Below are 15,211 nucleotides of genomic sequence, written 5' to 3'. Positions count from 1 at the left end.
GGCTGGTCGTCGGCTAGGCACTCCGGCGCCGCCCCGGTTAGGCTAGGCACCCGGTTTTCTGTCCCCAGGTGTCGCCCGTGGCGATCGCAAAGCTCTCCGAACAACTGATCAACCAGATCGCGGCCGGCGAGGTGATCGAGCGCCCGGCCTCGGTCGTCAAGGAACTGCTCGAGAACGCCCTGGACGCCGGCGCGACGCGGGTGGACGTGCGCCTGGAGCAGGGTGGTGTCCGGCTGATCCAGATCAGCGACAACGGCAGCGGGGTCTATCGCGACGAGATGCCGCTGGCCCTGTCGCGCCACGCCACCAGCAAGATCGCCTGCATGGACGACCTCGAGGCCCTGCACACCCTGGGGTTCCGCGGCGAGGCCCTGCCGTCCATTGCCTCCGTGTCCAGGCTATCGCTGACCTCCATGGTCGACGGCGAGCGCAATGGCTGGCGCCTGACCGGGGACGGCTCCGACGTCTTTCGCGAGGCCGCACCGGCGGCGCACCCGGTGGGCACGACGGTAGAGGTACGCGACCTGTTCTTCAACGTCCCGGCGCGGCGCAAATTCGTGCGCACCGAACGCACCGAATACAACCACTGCGAGAACGTGATTCGCACCCAGGCCGTCGCCTGCCCCGAGGTGGCCTTCACCCTGCGCCACAATGATCGCGTGACCCTGGATCTCCCGGCCACCGAAGAGCCCGCCGAACGGGTGCGCGCCCTGCTGGGCGATGCCTTCCTGGAGCACGCGACGCCGGTGGACGAGCAGCGCGCCGGCCTGGCGCTGTCCGGCTGGCTCGGCTCGCCGACCCAGTCACGGGCCCAGCCCGACCAGCAGTTCTTCTTCGTCAACGGCCGTGCGATCCGTGATCGCGTGCTGGCCGCGGCCGTGCGCAAGGCCTACCAGGACGTGCTCTACCATGGGCGCCATCCCATGTTCGTGCTGGATCTGGAGCTGGATCCGACCCAGGTGGACGTGAACGCGCACCCGACCAAGCAGGAGGTGCGTTTTCGCGAATCGCGCATGGTCCACGACTTCATCTTCCACAGCCTGCACAAGGCGCTGGCGGCCCTGCGCCCGGGGGACGCCGGGCATGCCGCCGCGGTGCCCGAGTCGCGGGGTGCGCCGGCCTTCGCGGGCCAGGAGGCGTCCCGCCCGGTACCGACGGACCGCCCGTTGTCCGGGCTCGGCGTGCCGGGCGCCGGTGGCGGGTATGGCGGGTACGCGCCGCCCCGCGAAGCGCGACCGGAGCCATCCGGGCGCGATCCGGGCTTCGGTGCGGCCTGGGCCGAGTTCCGCGGGGCGTCGGCGGTGGCCGAGGCCCGACCAGCCGCCTACGAACAGCCGTCGGCCGCCGCGCCGACGGCAACCGCGACGGACCCGGATGCCGACTCCATGCCGCCGCTCGGGTTCGCACTGGGCCAGGTGGCCGAGACCTTCATCCTGGCCGAGAACGCCCGTGGCCTGATCGTGGTGGACATGCACGCGGCCCACGAGCGCATCACCTACGAGCGCCTCAAGCGCGAGTGGGAGGGGGCGCGAGTGACCTCGCAGCCGCTGCTGGTACCGGAGACCCTGGAGGTCACCCCGGCCGAGGCGGAACTGGCCGAGGAACGCGCCGACCTCCTGGCCGGGCTCGGCTTCGAGCTGGATCGGGCCGGCCCGGAGGCCCTGACCCTGCGTGCGGCGCCGGCCCTGCTGCGCGGGCAGGATACGGCCCAGCTGGTGCGCGACGTGCTGGCCGACCTGGCCGCGGTGGGCTACAGCCATCGGGCCGAGGGCGCGATGAACGCGGTGCTGGGCACCATCGCCTGCCACGGTTCCGTGCGCTCGGGGCGGCGCCTGACCTTGCCCGAGATGAACCAGCTGCTGCGCGACATGGAGGCCACCGAGCGCTCCGGCCAGTGCAATCACGGTCGCCCAACCTGGGTGGAACTGGACCACTCGGCGCTGGATCGCCTGTTCCTGAGAGGACGCTGATGGCCGGACTGGAGGGGGGGCGGCCGCCAGTCGTGCTGCTGGCCGGCCCCACCGCGAGCGGCAAGACCGCGCTGTCTCTGGCGCTGGCCGAGGCCCTGGACGCGGAGATCGTCAGCGTGGATTCGGCGCTGGTCTACCGCGGTATGGATATCGGCACGGCGAAGCCCGATGCGGCCGAGCAGGTCCGGGTCCCGCACCACTTGCTGGATATCCGCGACCCGGAGGACACCTACAACGCCTCCGATTTCGCCCGCGATGCCCGCGCCGCAATCGACGCGATCCATGCGCGCGGCCGGATCGCCCTGCTGGCGGGCGGGACGCTGCTCTACCTGCGCGCGTTGCTGGACGGCTTCGACCCGATCCCGCCGGTGCCGGACACGGTGCGCGCGTCCGTGCGTGCCCGCCTGGCGCACGAGGGCGCCGCGGCCCTGCATGCCGAACTGGCCCATGTGGACCCGGCCGCCGCCGCGCGCATCCACCCGAACGATCCGCAACGCATCCTGCGCGCGCTGGAGGTCTACGCGGCGACCGGGCGTGCGCTGTCGAGCTTCCAGCAGGGGGCGGCGGCGCAGGTCCCGTCCGGCTGGGTTTCGCTGGCGCTGTGGCCGGAGGACCGGGAGCGCCTGCGGGCGCGGATCGCCCAGCGCTTCGACGCGATGCTGGAGGCGGGATTCGTCGACGAGCTGATGGCCCTGACCCGGCGGCCCGGACTGACCGCAGAGCACCCGTCGCAGCGGGCCGTGGGCTATCGCCAGGGCTGGCAGTGGCTGGCGGGGGAGTACGACTTTGCGACCTTTCGCGAACGCGCCGTCGCCGCGACCCGGCAACTGGCCAAGCGCCAGCTCACCGGCTTGCGGCGCTTTCCGCTGCATGCGCGGCTGAACGCGGAGCACGCGGATCTGTCGCAGGCTCTGGAGGCGATCGACGCGGCTCGTACTGCGCCGGCGACGGCGGTGACGTCCGGATAACGCCGGACCGGGCGTTGAACGGCGACCCGCAGCCGGTATGCTACGCTTCAGGTAAGCCGACCGGCGGGCCGGCAAAGAGTCGTTCGCACGGCTCGCGAACCAATAATAACGATCAAGGAACGCACCGATGGCCAAAGGGCAAATGTTGCAGGAACCCTTCCTGAATGCGCTGCGCCGGGACCGCATCCCGGTCTCCATCTACCTGGTGAACGGGATCAAGCTGCAGGGGCAGATCGAATCCTTCGACCAGTTCGTGGTGTTGCTGCGCAGTACGGTCTCGCAGATGGTGTACAAGCACGCCATCTCCACGATCGTCCCGGCCCGGCAGGTGAACATGAATCTCGAGGGCGAGGCGGCCGCCTCCGCGGAGGCCGAGTCCTGATGACGACGGGTCCCCGGCTTGTTTGAGCGTCCGGAGAGCGGCGGCGAGGCCGCCGTTGGCAACGCGGCCGTCCTGGTCGCGCTGAACATCGGGGACAACCCCGATATCGAGGCCCAGGTCCAGGAGTTCGACGAGCTCGTGCGTTCCGCCGGGGCCGAGATCCAGGCGGTGGTGCGGGGTTCCCGCGACCGGCCGCACCCGAAACTGTTTGTCGGGGCCGGCAAGGCCGACGAGATCCGCGAGGCGGTGGAGGCCACCGGCGCCGACGTGGTGATCTTCAACCACGCCCTGTCGCCCAGCCAGGAACGCAACCTCGAGGCCCACCTGAAGTGCCGGGTGCTGGACCGCTCCGGGCTGATTCTCGACATCTTCGCCCAGCGCGCCCGTTCCCACGAGGGCAAGCTCCAGGTGGAGCTGGCGCAGCTGCGTCACATGTCCACGCGCCTGGTGCGCGGCTGGACCCACCTGGAGCGGCAAAAGGGCGGGATCGGCCTGCGTGGCCCGGGGGAGACCCAACTGGAGACTGACCGGCGTCTGCTGGCCGGGCGCATCAAGCATATCGAGCGGCGTCTGGAGAAAGTGGAGCGCACCCGTGAACAGGGCCGTCAGGCGCGCCTGCGCAACGAGATCCCCACGGTCTCTCTGGTGGGCTACACCAACGCCGGCAAGTCCACCCTGTTCAATCGTCTGACGCATTCCGACGTCTATCAGGCGGACCAGCTGTTCGCGACCCTGGACCCGACCCTGCGGCGCCTGGACCTGGCGCCGCACCAGTCGCTGATCCTGGCCGACACCGTGGGCTTCGTGCGCGACCTGCCGCACGAGCTGGTCGCCGCCTTCAAGGCGACCCTGACCGAGACCCGCGAGGCGGCCCTGTTGCTGCACGTGATCGACGCCGCCGACCCGGAGCGCGATACGCGCATCCGCCAGGTGGAGGAGGTCCTCGCGGAGATCGGGGCCGAGGACGTGCCCTGCTGGCGGGTCTACAACAAGATCGACCAGCTGGAGAACCCGGCCGAGGATCCGGACGAGCGCTTCGGCCTGGCGGATGACGCCTTCTGGCTGTCGGCCCGTACCGGCGAGGGCGTGGCGCGCCTGGAACAGCGCCTGGCCGAGACCTTCACCGAGTCCATGACCCAGGGCTGGTTCGAGTTGCCGGCCGCGGCCGGTCGGCTGCGTGCCCAGCTCTACGAGGAAAAGGCCGTGGAGGCCGAACAGACCACGCCGGACGGATCGATCCAGCTCCGCCTGCACCTGCCGCAACGCCGCTTCGAACAGCTCTTCCGCGCCGCGGGCCTGGACCCGGAGGCGACCCGCCTGGAACCTCGGGAATCCGATACCCCCGCGTAACCCAGTCGCGGCCCTCGGCACCGATCGCCATCGCCAAGCGCTTCCTCTTCTGTCGATCAGCAAGAGTCACCACGAAGCTCACGAAGGCACGAAGAAGGTCAAGGGCGATTGCACCACGGAGGGCACGGAGGACACAGAGAAGGGGCCATTCTGGTCAAGCATGACTCAGGGGCTTCGCCGCTCACCCGAGCGGGGTTGAACACACCGGCTCCCATCTAATCGGCTGAAGATCTTTCGATTTTCTCCGTGAACTCCGTGTCCTCTGTGGTTAATACGCTTTTGACCTTGACCTCCTTCGTGCCTTCGTGAGCTTCGTGGTGGATACAGCCGGCGGATCGAGGGCGCTCCCGGTGTGCGGGGTCGCGTGGCCAGGAACTTTTGCGCTAATGCCTGACCAAAATAGTCAGACATTCATGCAAAAGCCAACGCGAGGAGGTCCGCATGATATTTGAACGCTTTGTCGATCCCGGCCTGTCCCAGCATTCCTTCGTGGTCGGCTGTCAGGGCAGCGGCGAGATCGCCGTGATCGATCCGCAGCGCGACGTCGACGTATACCTGGAGTACGCCGAGCGCAACGGCTATCGCATCACCCGCGTGATGGATACCCACATCCACGCCGATTTCGCCTCCGGCGCCCGCGAACTCGCGGACAAGACCGGCGCCCGTCTGCTGCTGTCCGGGCACGATGCGGGCGAGCATTTTCAGGTGCAGTTCCCGCACGAGGACCTGGTCGAGGGGGATGCGGTCCAGCTCGGCAATGTGCGCATCGAGACCCGCCATGTACCGGGGCACACCCCGGAACACCTGATGTTCGTGGTCTATGACGGGGCCCGCTCCAGTAAGGATCCGATCGCCATCATCACCGGCGACTTCCTGTTCGTAGGCTCCTTGGGTCGGCCGGACCTGCTCGGCGAGGAGGCCAAGCAGGCGCTGGCGCGGCAGATGTTCCACAGCGTGCGCGAGAAGCTGGCGGATCTGCCTGACGGGGTCGAGGTGCATCCGGGCCACGGTGCGGGCTCGGCCTGTGGCGCCGGGATGGCCGGTCGGCCGGTCTCCACGCTCGGCTACGAGCGTCGGACCAACCCGTACCTGGACCCGTCGCTGGACGAGGACGCCTTTGTGCACCAGCTGTTGAACGGGCTGCCGCCGATCCCCGATTTCTATCCGCGCAACAAGCGGATCAACTCCGAGGGGCCGAAGGCGGTGATCCCGCTGCCTGGCATGACGGCCCTGGACCCGGACGCGGTTTCGAGCCGTGCCGCCGCCGGCGAGGTGACGGTGATCGACCTGCGCGATCCGCTGGCCTTTGGCGGCGGTCATATCCCCGGGGCCCTGGGTATCGGCATCGACGGTGGTTTTGCCAACTGGGCCGGCTGGGTCACGCCGGACGATACCCCGATCGTGCTGGTGGACCGGAACGGGGATCCCGCGGTGATCGAGCAGGCCGTGCGCCAGCTGGTACGCACCGGCCGTGACTATATCGAGGGCTTTGTCCGCGGCGGCATGGCGGCATACGCCAGTGCCGGGCTGCCCCTGGCCACGCTTGCCCAGCTGGATGCCCCGGCGGCGCAGACCGCGATCGCCGACGGGCGCCTGCGCCTGGTCGATGTTCGGGCCGTCTCCGAGTTCGAGGCCGGCCATGCGGAGGCCGCGGTCAATCAGCCGGTGGCCGATACCCGCACCGGCATCCCCGGGATCGACAAGGCCGAGCCGGTGGCGGTGGTCTGCGGCAGTGGCTACCGCTCCACCGTGGCGGGATCCATCCTCCAGCGCTTGGGTTACCACCAGGTGTACAACGTGGTGGGCGGTATGCAGGCCTGGGACCGGGCGGCCGCCACGGGCGAGGACGATCGCCGGGCCGCCTGATCCCGAGTGTCGCGCGGGCAGCAGGCGCCGCCCGCTTCCCCACGAAAAAAGCCCCGGGTCCTGCCCGGGGCTTTTTCGTGGGGCGCCTTGTTTCAGGCGTCGCCCTGGGCCAGGGTCTCCCGGTCGGCGCTGGCCAGGTACAGGGTCAGGGTCTCGCCGGCGCGGATGCCGTCGCCGTTCAGCCCGTTCCAGCGGCGCAGATCCCCGATGCTGACCTGGTGGCGACGGGCGATGGTCGACAGGGAGTCGCCGGGGCGGACCTCGTACTCGACGCGCCGGCCATCGGGGCCACGCTCCGGATCGGCGCGCACGACCTTCAGCGTGTCGCCCGGGCGCAGGATCGCGTCTGGCTCCAGACCGTTGGCGGCGCGCAGCGCCCCGATGGACATGCCGGTGCGCTGGCTGATATGCCACAGGCTGTCACCCGGCTGGACCTCGTAATCCTCGGCGGGCTGGCCGTTGTCGCCGGCGACTTGTACCGGGGTGTCCTCGCCGGAGGCGCTGGCTGGCAGGCGCAGCGTCTGCCCGGCGCGGATCAGGTCGCCGTTCAGGTTGTTCATGTCGCGCAGCACCGCCACCCGGGTGCCGGTGCGTTCGGCAATCCGGCCCAGGTTGTCGCCCATGCGCACGGTGTACTCCCGGAACCGGATCAGAGGTTCGTCATCGCGTGTCTCCAGCGCGGTCTCGAGGACCGGAAGGGCCTCGCGCGGGACGAACAGGTGCTGCGCGCCGCCGGGGTGGGTGGCGTGCCGGTGATAGCCCGGGTTGAGCTGCTTCAGGGTCTCGGTGTCCAGGTCGGCGAGTTCCGCGATCAGCGAGAAGTCCGCCTGGCGACCGGGTTCGATCATCTCCAGGGCCGGCTCGTTGGCAATGGGCGTGATGGCGATGTCGTGGCTGTCCGGGTCCAGGAACAGGTGGCGCAGGGCCAGCAGCCGCGGGATGTAGGCGGTGGGCTCGGCGGGCAGGTCCAGGCTCCAGTAGTCGGTGGGCTCGCCGCGTGCGGCGTTGCGGTCGATCGCGCGCTGGATGTTGCCCTGGCCGTAGTTGTAGGCGGCTAGGGCCAGGTACCAGTCGTCGAACCGGCGGTGCAGGGCCTGGAGGTAATCCAGCGCGGCCAGCGTGGACTTGTAGACATCGCGGCGCCCGTCGTACCAGTGGTCGCGCGCGAGGTCGAAGTAGTCGCCGGTGGCCGGCATGAACTGCCAGATCCCGGCCGCGCGGCTGCGCGAGGTCGCCTGGGCGACGAAGCCGCTCTCGACGATCGGTAACAGCAGGAGCTCGGCAGGCATGTCGCGCGCCTCGATCTCCGACAGGATGAAGTAGGCGAAGGGCTCCGCCCGCCGGGTGCTGTGTTCGATGATCCGCGGGTGGTCGCGGTAGTGCTGGATGTAGCGCTCCACTCGTTCGTGGTCCAGCGCATCGTTGAAGCCGAAGCCCAGGCGCGCGCGCTCCCACAGGTCATCCGTCTCGGCGGCGCGCTGTGCGGCGTCGCGGCTCTGGCGTTCCATCGCGGCCTGCACATCCTCGGTGGTGCGCGGTTCCACGATGGGCTGATCCGCCGCCGAGGTATCCAGCGTGCGCTCGGAGTCGTGTAGGCTACAGGCAGAGGCGAAGAGTGCCGTCAGGCCCAGGGTCATGGCGGTGGTCAGCCGCGAGTGGAGGCGTAGTTTCATGGCGCTGGAGGATAAACCAGAGATGGGGGATCACCAAGACCCGTTCCTGAACTGGTTGGCGCACTGGTACGCCCAGCCCCAGGGGCGCAGGGTCCGCGAGCGCTTTCTGGAACGCATTCGTCGCTACGGTGACCCGGGCCCCGGCGACCTGGCCGTGGAGCTGGCCCCGGTGCCGATCCTGGAGGACAGCGACGCCCTGCAGGCGCCGCTGGTCCGCATTGCCTCGACGCATCCGGTGTTGCGCATGGATCCGGAGGCCTGGCCGCTGGAGTCCGACTGCGCCCGGCGCATCGTGCTGGCCCATCCCTGCGCGCAGAGCGACCATCCGGAGGCGGTTGTGGCCGAGGCGGCCCGCGTGCTGGAACCCGAGGGGCGCGTGTTTCTGCTGGAGGGCAACCGCCTGCAGCACGTTGGGCGCAACGGCGTGCGCGCCTCACCGGTGCCCGAGGGACTGCGCCGGCGCCAGTATCGCGAGCTACTGGAGGCGGCGGATCTGGAGGTCCTCGATCAGTGGAGCCTGAGCCTGCTCCCGCCGGGGCTGCCCGCCGCCTGGCAAAAGCGCCTGGCGACCATGGACGCCTGGACCCTGCGCGGCCTGCCACCGCTGGCCAGCATGATCCTGACCGTCGCCCACAAACGTGTGGACATGCCCCTGCGCCCGGCACAGCGGTTCCGCTTTGCGATGCCCAACCCCGCGATGCGGCCGGGGCTGGTATCCTCGCGCACCGATCATTCCGGAGCCCGCCGAACGCATGGCTGACGAACGTGTGTACATCTATACCGACGGGGCCTGCCGCGGCAATCCCGGTCCCGGCGGCTGGGGCGCGATCCTGCGCTTCGGTGGGCGCGAGCGCGAGCTCTACGGCGCCGAGGCGGAGACCACCAACAACCGCATGGAACTGACCGCCGCCATCCGCGCGCTGGAGGCCCTGAAACGCTCCTGCAAGGTGGAACTGGTCACGGATTCCAAGTATGTGAAGCAGGGCGTGACCGAGTGGCTGCCCGGGTGGAAACGGCGCAACTGGAAGTCCGCCAGCGGATCCCCGGTCAAGAACCGCGACCTGTGGGAGGCGCTGGACGCGCAGGCCCAGCGTCACGATATCGAGTGGTACTGGGTGCGCGGCCACAGCGGCCATCCGGAGAACGAACGTGCCGATGAACTGGCCAATGCGGGCATCGACGCCCTGCTGGCCGGTGAACCGATCGAGAACTGAGGGGTAACGCGATGCGCCAGATCGTGCTGGATACCGAGACCACGGGCCTGGAGCCTGCCGACGGCCACCGCATCATCGAGATCGGCTGTCTGGAGCTGGACAACCGCCGTCCGACCGGGCGCAAGCTCCACGAGTACCTGCAGCCGGACCGCGAGATCGACGCCGGCGCTGTCGAGGTCCACGGGATCACCAACGAATTCCTCGCCGACAAGCCACGCTTTGCCGACGTGGCCGGTGAGTTCGTCGATTTCATCCGTGGTGCGGAACTGATCATCCACAACGCGCCGTTCGATGTCGGCTTCATCAACCATGAACTGCGTCTGCTGGGTGATGCGGCGCCGGCGACCGAGGTGGCCGAGGTCTGCACCGTACTGGATTCGCTGGTGATGGCGCGGCGCATGCATCCCGGGGCGCGCAACTCCCTGGATGCGCTGTGCAAGCGCTACGAGGTGGACGGTTCCGGGCGCACCCTGCACGGGGCGCTGCTCGATGCCGAGCTGCTGGCGGATGTCTATCTGGCGATGACCGGGGGGCAGGTGGCGCTGACGCTGGATGCCGGGGGTGACGGCGACGCCGCGGCCGGGCCCGTCCAGGCGCGGCGTTCGGGCAAGCCGCTTCCGGTGATCGAGCCGACGCCGGAGGAGCAGGCGGCGCACGAGGCGCTCCTGCAGACCCTCGACGAGGCAGCCGGCGGCACCTGCCGCTGGCGCGCCAACGCCTGATTCCGTCGTCCGGCGGCGGAGCTTTTCCGGCCTTCTGGTGCCTTCGCTCGGCCGCCTGCCCTGTTGTGGCTAGGCCTGGTTCAGCATCGGGTGTTTACGGTGGCTTCTGTCCGCATACTGCCCGGCGCTGACTCGCCAGCGCGCCCCGAGGCACTTTCTTGCTTGCCCAAGAAAGTACCCAAAGAAGGGCACCCGGATTCCGCCCGGGAACCTCGCTCCGGACGTGCTGGGCCGGCGGCGCTGAACTCGCTGCGCCTGCGGCTCCGCTCAGACATCCAGCGCCTTCTCCCGGCCCATCACGCCCTCCACGAGGGGCTCCATACGGGAGGAGAAGGTCAAGACAGAAGGTATTCCAGCCCCACGACACCACAACAGCCCTGCCGCCTGAAAGCCCCCCAGGCGCCCGCTCGCGGGCGCGGCACGCAACGGCCAACGGCCGAGCGTGCCCAGGATGTCCGAAGACCCAGCCTTCTTCCATTACCACGAACCTGTGGATGGCCGTTGTCTTGACCTTGATCCCCCCGTTGTCGTCGCGCCGAGTGGAGAGGGTTTTCGCGGGAGAAAAGGCGCTGGATGTCTGAGCGGAGCCGCAGGCGTAGCGAGTTCAGCGCCGCCCGCGAAAATCCTCGGAGCGAGGGAAACCCCGGCCCGCACAGCGGGCCGGGGTCGCGGCAGTCGGGCGTGTTTCTTGGTGACTTCTTTGCACGAGCAAAGAAGTCACTCGGGGCGCGCTGGCGAGTCAGCGCCGGGCAGTATGTGGACAGAAGCCACCGTAAACACCCGATGCCGAACCGGGGCCAGCCACCACATGGCAGGCGACGGACCGAAGGCACGTAAACACCGGAGGACGAACCAGGACCAGCCACCACGAGGCAGGCGGCCGGACGAAGGGACCGTAAACGGCGAGGGACGGGGCCGGGGCGACCGGCGCGAGCCGGAACGGGGACGGCGGGCGGGGTGCCGCGGCGTTAGTTGTGCTTCAAAATCCGCGCCCGCTCGCGCTCCCAGTCCTTGTCCTTCTTGGCGGCGCGCTTGTCGAATTCCTTCTTGCCCTTGGCCAGCCCGATCTCGAGCTTGGCGCGGCCACGCTTCCAGTACAGGGCCATCGGTACCAGGGTGTAGCCCTTGCGTTCCACCGCGCCGACCAGGCGGTTGATCTCGGAGCGGTGGAGCAGGAGCTTGCGCGTGCGGCTGGGGTCGGGGTTGATATGGGTGGAGGCAGTGGGCAGCGGGGTGACGTGGGCCCCGAACAGGAAGGCCTCGCCGTTGCGCAGCAGCACGTAGGCCTCGCTCAGCTGCGCGCGCCCGGCGCGCATGGACTTGACCTCCCAGCCCTCCAGCTCCAGCCCCGCCTCCAGGCGGTCCTCGATAAAGAAATCGTGGCGCGCCTTGCGGTTGAGCGCGATGGTGCTGGAGTTGTCGCCGCCTTGTTTCTTCTTCTTTCCCATAACCCGCGCAGTGTACTGCAGGCGGCGCGGCGAAGCAGTCGGCATGGGCCTGCATCCGTGGTGAAAGTTGAGCCTGAGGACCCGCTGCCCCACAATTCCGGCGGACTCGGCGACGCGCTGTGCGCCCGGGCCCGGGCGCTGCCCGGGCGCGATGGCCGCGCACACGCCTTCCGTCTCCGCTCACAAAGGAGCCACTGATGCCTGCCACGACCTCGATCCACGGGCAATGGACGACCCGCCTGGCCTTCATCCTGGCGGCCACCGGTTCGGCCGTCGGCCTCGGCAATATCTGGCGCTTCCCCTATATCGCCGGCGAGAACGGCGGCGGGGCCTTCGTGCTGGTGTATCTGGGCTGCATCCTGCTGATCGGCCTGCCGGTGATGATGGCGGAGATCCTGCTGGGGCGGCGCGGGCGCCAGAGCCCGATCAACACGATGTCCGCCCTGGCGCGCGAGGAGGGGCTCACGCGCGCCTGGGGGATGATCGGCTGGATCGGGGTGCTCGCCGGGTTCCTGATCCTGTCCTTCTACAGCGTGGTGGCCGGCTGGTCGCTGTCGTACGTCTTCAAGTCGGGCACCGGCGGCTTCCTCGGGCTGGACGCGGACGGATCGGAGTCGATGTTCGGCAACATGCTGGCGGACCCGGAGGCGCTGCTGGCCTGGCACACCATCTTCATGGTGATGACGGCGATGGTGGTCGCGCGCGGGGTGCAGTCGGGCCTGGAGAAGGCGGTGACGATCCTGATGCCACTGCTGTTCGTGATGCTGGTGGTGATGGTCGGCTATGCAATGGTCGAGGGGCAGTTCTTCGCCGGCCTGCAGTTCCTGCTGTATCCCGATTTCTCCGCGCTGTCGGCGAACGCGGTGCTGCTGGCGATGGGCCAGGCCTTCTTCACGCTCAGTCTCGGGATGGGCGCGATCATGATCTACGGCAGCTACCTGCAGAGTGAGGCGTCCATCGCGCGCACCTCGGCGGCGGTGGTCGGGGCGGATACCCTGGTGGCGATCATGGCCGGGCTGGCGATCTTCCCCATCGTGCTCGGGGCCGGGCTGTCGGCCGAGCAGGGGCCGGGGCTGATCTTCGTGACCCTGCCGCTGGCGTTCGCCGATATGCCGGGCGGACTGTACTTCGGCACCATGTTCTTCGTGCTGCTGGTGTTCGCGGCCTGGACCTCGGCGATCTCCATCATCGAGCCGGCGGTCGCCTTCCTGGTCGAGAACATGGGTCTGACCCGGGTGATGGCGACCGCGATGATCGCCATCGGGGCCTGGTTCCTGGGGATTGGCGCGCTGCTGTCGCTGAACGTCTGGTCCGACTACACCCTGTTCGACATGGGCATCCTGGACCTGCTGGACTACGTGACGGCCAACATCCTGCTGCCGCTGGGCGGCTTCCTGATCGCGATCTTCGTGGGCTGGCGGATGACCGAGCGCTCGGTGCAGTCCGAGCTGCGCATGAAGCACCCGGCTCTGTATCAGGTCTGGTACTTCCTGGTGCGCTTCGTTGCTCCGGTCGCGATCCTGTTTGTCTTCCTGCGTGCGGTGGAGTTGATTTGATGGCCTCGAGGATTCGCCGCTACGCGGATGTGCCCTACACCCAGGAGCAGATGTTCAATCTCGTGAACGACGTCGATGCCTATCCGGAATTCCTGCCGGGCTGTCGCAGTGCGTCGGCGCGCCCGCGCGGCGAGCACGAGGTGGAAGGCACGATCGAACTGGCCAAGGGCGCGTTGCACAAGTCATTTACCACCCGCAATACCCTGAAACGCCCGGAGAGCATCGACATGCGCCTGGTCTCCGGGCCGTTCCGGCGACTGCACGGGACCTGGACCTTCAGCCAGGTGGAGGGCGGCAAGACCCGTATCGCCCTGGAGCTGGAATTCGAGTTCGCCAACCGCATCATGGCCTTCGCGATCGGGCCGGTGTTCAACCAGATTGCCAATTCGCTGGTCGATGCCTTTGTCCAGCGCGCGCGCGAGGTCCACGGTGCCGGATAGTCCCGTGGCCCCGGCCGCCGCGGACGGCATGATCCGCGTGGAGGTGGCCTATGCGCGGCCCGACCGCCAGGTGATCCTGCCACTGGTGGTGCCCGAGGGCACCACGGTGGATACCGCGCTGCGCCAGTCCGAGATCGAGCTGCAGTTTCCGGAGATTGATCTGGAGAATGCGAAGGTCGGGATCTTCGGCAAGATTACCCGGCGCGACACCGTGCTGCGGCCGCGTGACCGTATCGAGATCTACCGTCCGCTGATCGCGGACCCGAAGGAGGTGCGCCGCCAGCGCGCCGGAAAGGGGCGCAAGAAGAAGCCGGGCAAGGGCGATGCGGAAGCCGGGGGCGAATCGAAGAAGGACGCAGGGCCGGAGAACGCGGAGGAATAGCGAGAGCCCTGTGAGCCCGCGGCACTTCGGGGATGCGGGCGAGCGTCAGTCGTTGTCCATGTCCACCGGGTGCTCGTCCAGCGCGACCGGCTGCGGGATGTCGGCATCCACGTGGCTGACCACGCCGTTCGCAAAATGCACTGTGACCCGCTGGCGCTCGGTCGCCCCGAAGCCCGGGCGGCGGTAGTAGACGTAGTCCCAGCGCTCATCGGCGCGGAAGGCGGGCTCCAGCTGGGGCGACCCCATCAGGAAGCGGACCTGCTGCGGCGTCATGCCGGGCTGGATCTGCGCCACCTGGACGGGGTCGATCACGTTGCCCTGTTGTACATCCAGACGGAACTGGTTGAGGCCGCCGCAGGCGCTCAGCAGGCTTGCGGCCACGGCGATAGAAATGAGAATCTTGATCATCTGAGCGGGCGGTCCTCGGCGTCTGGTGGGCCGTGAACGCGCATGGTACACCAAAGCGTCCCGCCGCTCTCAAGCGGATCGGACCGGGAAAACAGGCAATGGAAACCAGTAATCTCAAGAAGGCGGGACTCAAGGTCACGCTGCCGCGGATGAAGATCCTCGAGATCCTCGAGACTTCGGAGACCCGGCATCTGACGGCCGAGGCGATCTATCGCGAGCTGCTCGAATCCGGCGAGGAGATCGGCCTGGCCACGGTGTATCGCGTGCTGACCCAGTTCGAGGCGGCCGGGCTGGTCTGTCGTCTGCACCTGGAGGGCAATCAGGCGGTGTTCGAGCTGGAGCGTGGTGGCCACCATGACCATATCGTGTGCAACCAGTGCGGGCGGGTCGAGGAGTTTTTCGACGAGACGATCGAGCGGCGCCAGCGCGAGGTGGCCCAGCACCACGGTTTTTCCATCAAGGATCATGCCCTGGTCCTGTACGGCGACTGTAACGACCACGCCTGTCCCCACCGCCCGGCCTGACCGCTATCGGGGTTTTACTCACCGCGGACCGGCTGGCACCGGTTCCGCCGCGGGTGTGCAGTAGCTTCCGATTCGGCTGCTTGCCTTTTTGTGGCTGGCCCTGGTTCGGCCTCCGGAGTTTAAGGTGCCTTCGTCCGGCCGCCTGCCCTGTGGTGGCTGGTCCTGGTTCTGCATCCGGTGTTTACGGTGGCTCCGGTCCACATACTGCCTTGCGCTGACTCGCCAGCGCGCCGCGAGGTCCTTTCTTGCTTGCCCAAGAAAGGACCCAAAGAAGGGCACCCGGATTTCGCCCGGGAACCTCGCTCCGG

The 15,211-nt window shown here is 68.5% G+C and carries 16 protein-coding genes; 12 read left to right on the top strand and 4 right to left on the bottom strand.

Features of this window, described 5'->3' with window-relative positions:
* Window positions 1–77 precede the first annotated feature (77 nt).
* The 5 genes from mutL (at window position 78) to D107_RS0107845 (ending at window position 6,536) form a co-directional block, all read left to right on the top strand.
* A complete protein-coding gene (mutL, locus tag D107_RS0107865; RefSeq protein ID WP_018881193.1) occupies window positions 78–1,970 on the top strand; it encodes a DNA mismatch repair endonuclease MutL in 1,893 nt (630 codons plus the stop codon).
* The gene (gene miaA, locus D107_RS0107860; RefSeq protein WP_018881192.1) at window positions 1,970–2,938 is read left to right on the top strand and encodes a tRNA (adenosine(37)-N6)-dimethylallyltransferase MiaA; all 969 of its coding nucleotides are present in this window, start codon (window positions 1,970–1,972) and stop codon (window positions 2,936–2,938) included. The genes mutL and miaA overlap by 1 nt, the downstream gene beginning before the upstream one ends.
* Before the next feature lie 127 nt (window positions 2,939–3,065).
* Window positions 3,066–3,320: an RNA chaperone Hfq gene (hfq, locus tag D107_RS0107855; RefSeq protein ID WP_018141991.1), complete on the top strand. Its 255-nt coding sequence runs from the start codon at window positions 3,066–3,068 to the stop codon at window positions 3,318–3,320.
* A gap of 18 nt (window positions 3,321–3,338) precedes the next feature.
* Complete coding sequence (hflX, locus tag D107_RS0107850; protein ID WP_018881191.1) at window positions 3,339–4,670, top strand: ribosome rescue GTPase HflX; 1,332 nt, start codon at window positions 3,339–3,341, stop codon at window positions 4,668–4,670.
* 441 nt (window positions 4,671–5,111) lie between these two features.
* On the top strand, window positions 5,112–6,536 hold the full coding sequence (locus D107_RS0107845; protein ID WP_018881190.1) for a rhodanese-like domain-containing protein: 1,425 nt from the start codon (window positions 5,112–5,114) through the stop codon (window positions 6,534–6,536).
* Window positions 6,537–6,628: 92 nt separating this feature from the next.
* On the opposite strand, the gene D107_RS0107840 is transcribed toward D107_RS0107845, so the two are convergent.
* Window positions 6,629–8,209 (bottom strand): LysM peptidoglycan-binding domain-containing protein, encoded by a 1,581-nt coding sequence (locus D107_RS0107840; RefSeq protein ID WP_026280509.1) that lies wholly within the window; start codon window positions 8,207–8,209, stop codon window positions 6,629–6,631.
* Between D107_RS0107840 and D107_RS0107835 the strand changes: the two genes are divergently transcribed.
* Genes D107_RS0107835 through dnaQ form a run of 3 tightly spaced genes read left to right on the top strand, consistent with a single transcriptional unit; the run spans window position 8,208 to window position 10,145 of the window.
* A complete protein-coding gene (locus D107_RS0107835; protein WP_028485091.1) occupies window positions 8,208–8,969 on the top strand; it encodes a hypothetical protein in 762 nt (253 codons plus the stop codon). The genes D107_RS0107840 and D107_RS0107835 overlap by 2 nt on opposite strands.
* Window positions 8,962–9,423, top strand: a complete 462-nt coding sequence (gene rnhA / locus D107_RS0107830) for a ribonuclease HI (protein WP_018867128.1) — start codon at window positions 8,962–8,964, stop codon at window positions 9,421–9,423. The genes D107_RS0107835 and rnhA overlap by 8 nt, the downstream gene beginning before the upstream one ends.
* Before the next feature lie 11 nt (window positions 9,424–9,434).
* A complete protein-coding gene (gene dnaQ, locus D107_RS0107825) occupies window positions 9,435–10,145 on the top strand; it encodes a DNA polymerase III subunit epsilon (RefSeq protein WP_018879903.1) in 711 nt (236 codons plus the stop codon).
* A 267-nt stretch (window positions 10,146–10,412) separates the two neighbouring features.
* On the opposite strand, the gene D107_RS14180 is transcribed toward dnaQ, so the two are convergent.
* Window positions 10,413–10,598 carry a hypothetical protein gene (locus D107_RS14180; protein WP_081619371.1) on the bottom strand — a complete coding sequence of 62 codons (186 nt, stop codon included), beginning with the start codon at window positions 10,596–10,598 and terminating at the stop codon, window positions 10,413–10,415.
* 515 nt (window positions 10,599–11,113) lie between these two features.
* Window positions 11,114–11,593 carry an SsrA-binding protein SmpB gene (gene smpB / locus D107_RS0107815; protein WP_018879902.1) on the bottom strand — a complete coding sequence of 160 codons (480 nt, stop codon included), beginning with the start codon at window positions 11,591–11,593 and terminating at the stop codon, window positions 11,114–11,116.
* A gap of 197 nt (window positions 11,594–11,790) precedes the next feature.
* Here smpB and D107_RS0107810 point away from each other — a divergent pair, with 197 nt between their 5' ends.
* Genes D107_RS0107810 through D107_RS0107800 form a run of 3 tightly spaced genes read left to right on the top strand, consistent with a single transcriptional unit; the run spans window position 11,791 to window position 13,971 of the window.
* Window positions 11,791–13,149 (top strand): sodium-dependent transporter, encoded by a 1,359-nt coding sequence (locus tag D107_RS0107810; RefSeq protein WP_017940349.1) that lies wholly within the window; start codon window positions 11,791–11,793, stop codon window positions 13,147–13,149.
* Window positions 13,149–13,589, top strand: a complete 441-nt coding sequence (locus D107_RS0107805; RefSeq protein WP_018879901.1) for a type II toxin-antitoxin system RatA family toxin — start codon at window positions 13,149–13,151, stop codon at window positions 13,587–13,589. The genes D107_RS0107810 and D107_RS0107805 overlap by 1 nt, the downstream gene beginning before the upstream one ends.
* Window positions 13,590–13,617: 28 nt before the next feature.
* Window positions 13,618–13,971 (top strand): RnfH family protein, encoded by a 354-nt coding sequence (locus D107_RS0107800; RefSeq protein WP_051074742.1) that lies wholly within the window; start codon window positions 13,618–13,620, stop codon window positions 13,969–13,971.
* Between the two features lie 45 nt (window positions 13,972–14,016).
* Here D107_RS0107800 and D107_RS0107795 read toward each other — a convergent pair whose 3' ends face one another.
* Window positions 14,017–14,379 (bottom strand): outer membrane protein assembly factor BamE, encoded by a 363-nt coding sequence (locus tag D107_RS0107795; protein WP_017940352.1) that lies wholly within the window; start codon window positions 14,377–14,379, stop codon window positions 14,017–14,019.
* Window positions 14,380–14,477: 98 nt separating this feature from the next.
* Between D107_RS0107795 and fur the strand changes: the two genes are divergently transcribed.
* Window positions 14,478–14,903 carry a ferric iron uptake transcriptional regulator gene (fur, locus tag D107_RS0107790; protein WP_017940353.1) on the top strand — a complete coding sequence of 142 codons (426 nt, stop codon included), beginning with the start codon at window positions 14,478–14,480 and terminating at the stop codon, window positions 14,901–14,903.
* Window positions 14,904–15,211: the final 308 nt, after the last annotated feature.

It is taken from the genome of Thioalkalivibrio sp. ALE30 (genome assembly GCF_000377465.1).
Classification (GTDB): Bacteria; Pseudomonadota; Gammaproteobacteria; order Ectothiorhodospirales; family Ectothiorhodospiraceae; genus Thioalkalivibrio.
Note: the sequence above shows the minus strand (reverse complement) of the source record. Positions and strands in the feature narration are given on the sequence as shown.

Coding starts and splice junctions, on each gene's coding strand:
- miaA (WP_018881192.1), top strand. CDS start 1,970: ATGGCCGGACTGGAGGGGGGGCGGCCGCCAGTCGTGCTGCTGGCCGGC.
- hfq (WP_018141991.1), top strand. CDS start 3,066: ATGGCCAAAGGGCAAATGTTGCAGGAACCCTTCCTGAATGCGCTGCGC.
- D107_RS0107845 (WP_018881190.1), top strand. CDS start 5,112: ATGATATTTGAACGCTTTGTCGATCCCGGCCTGTCCCAGCATTCCTTC.
- D107_RS0107835 (WP_028485091.1), top strand. CDS start 8,208: ATGGCGCTGGAGGATAAACCAGAGATGGGGGATCACCAAGACCCGTTC.
- D107_RS0107840 (WP_026280509.1), bottom strand. CDS start 8,209: ATGAAACTACGCCTCCACTCGCGGCTGACCACCGCCATGACCCTGGGC.
- rnhA (WP_018867128.1), top strand. CDS start 8,962: ATGGCTGACGAACGTGTGTACATCTATACCGACGGGGCCTGCCGCGGC.
- dnaQ (WP_018879903.1), top strand. CDS start 9,435: ATGCGCCAGATCGTGCTGGATACCGAGACCACGGGCCTGGAGCCTGCC.
- smpB (WP_018879902.1), bottom strand. CDS start 11,593: ATGGGAAAGAAGAAGAAACAAGGCGGCGACAACTCCAGCACCATCGCG.
- D107_RS0107810 (WP_017940349.1), top strand. CDS start 11,791: ATGCCTGCCACGACCTCGATCCACGGGCAATGGACGACCCGCCTGGCC.
- D107_RS0107805 (WP_018879901.1), top strand. CDS start 13,149: ATGGCCTCGAGGATTCGCCGCTACGCGGATGTGCCCTACACCCAGGAG.
- D107_RS0107800 (WP_051074742.1), top strand. CDS start 13,618: ATGATCCGCGTGGAGGTGGCCTATGCGCGGCCCGACCGCCAGGTGATC.
- D107_RS0107795 (WP_017940352.1), bottom strand. CDS start 14,379: ATGATCAAGATTCTCATTTCTATCGCCGTGGCCGCAAGCCTGCTGAGC.
- fur (WP_017940353.1), top strand. CDS start 14,478: ATGGAAACCAGTAATCTCAAGAAGGCGGGACTCAAGGTCACGCTGCCG.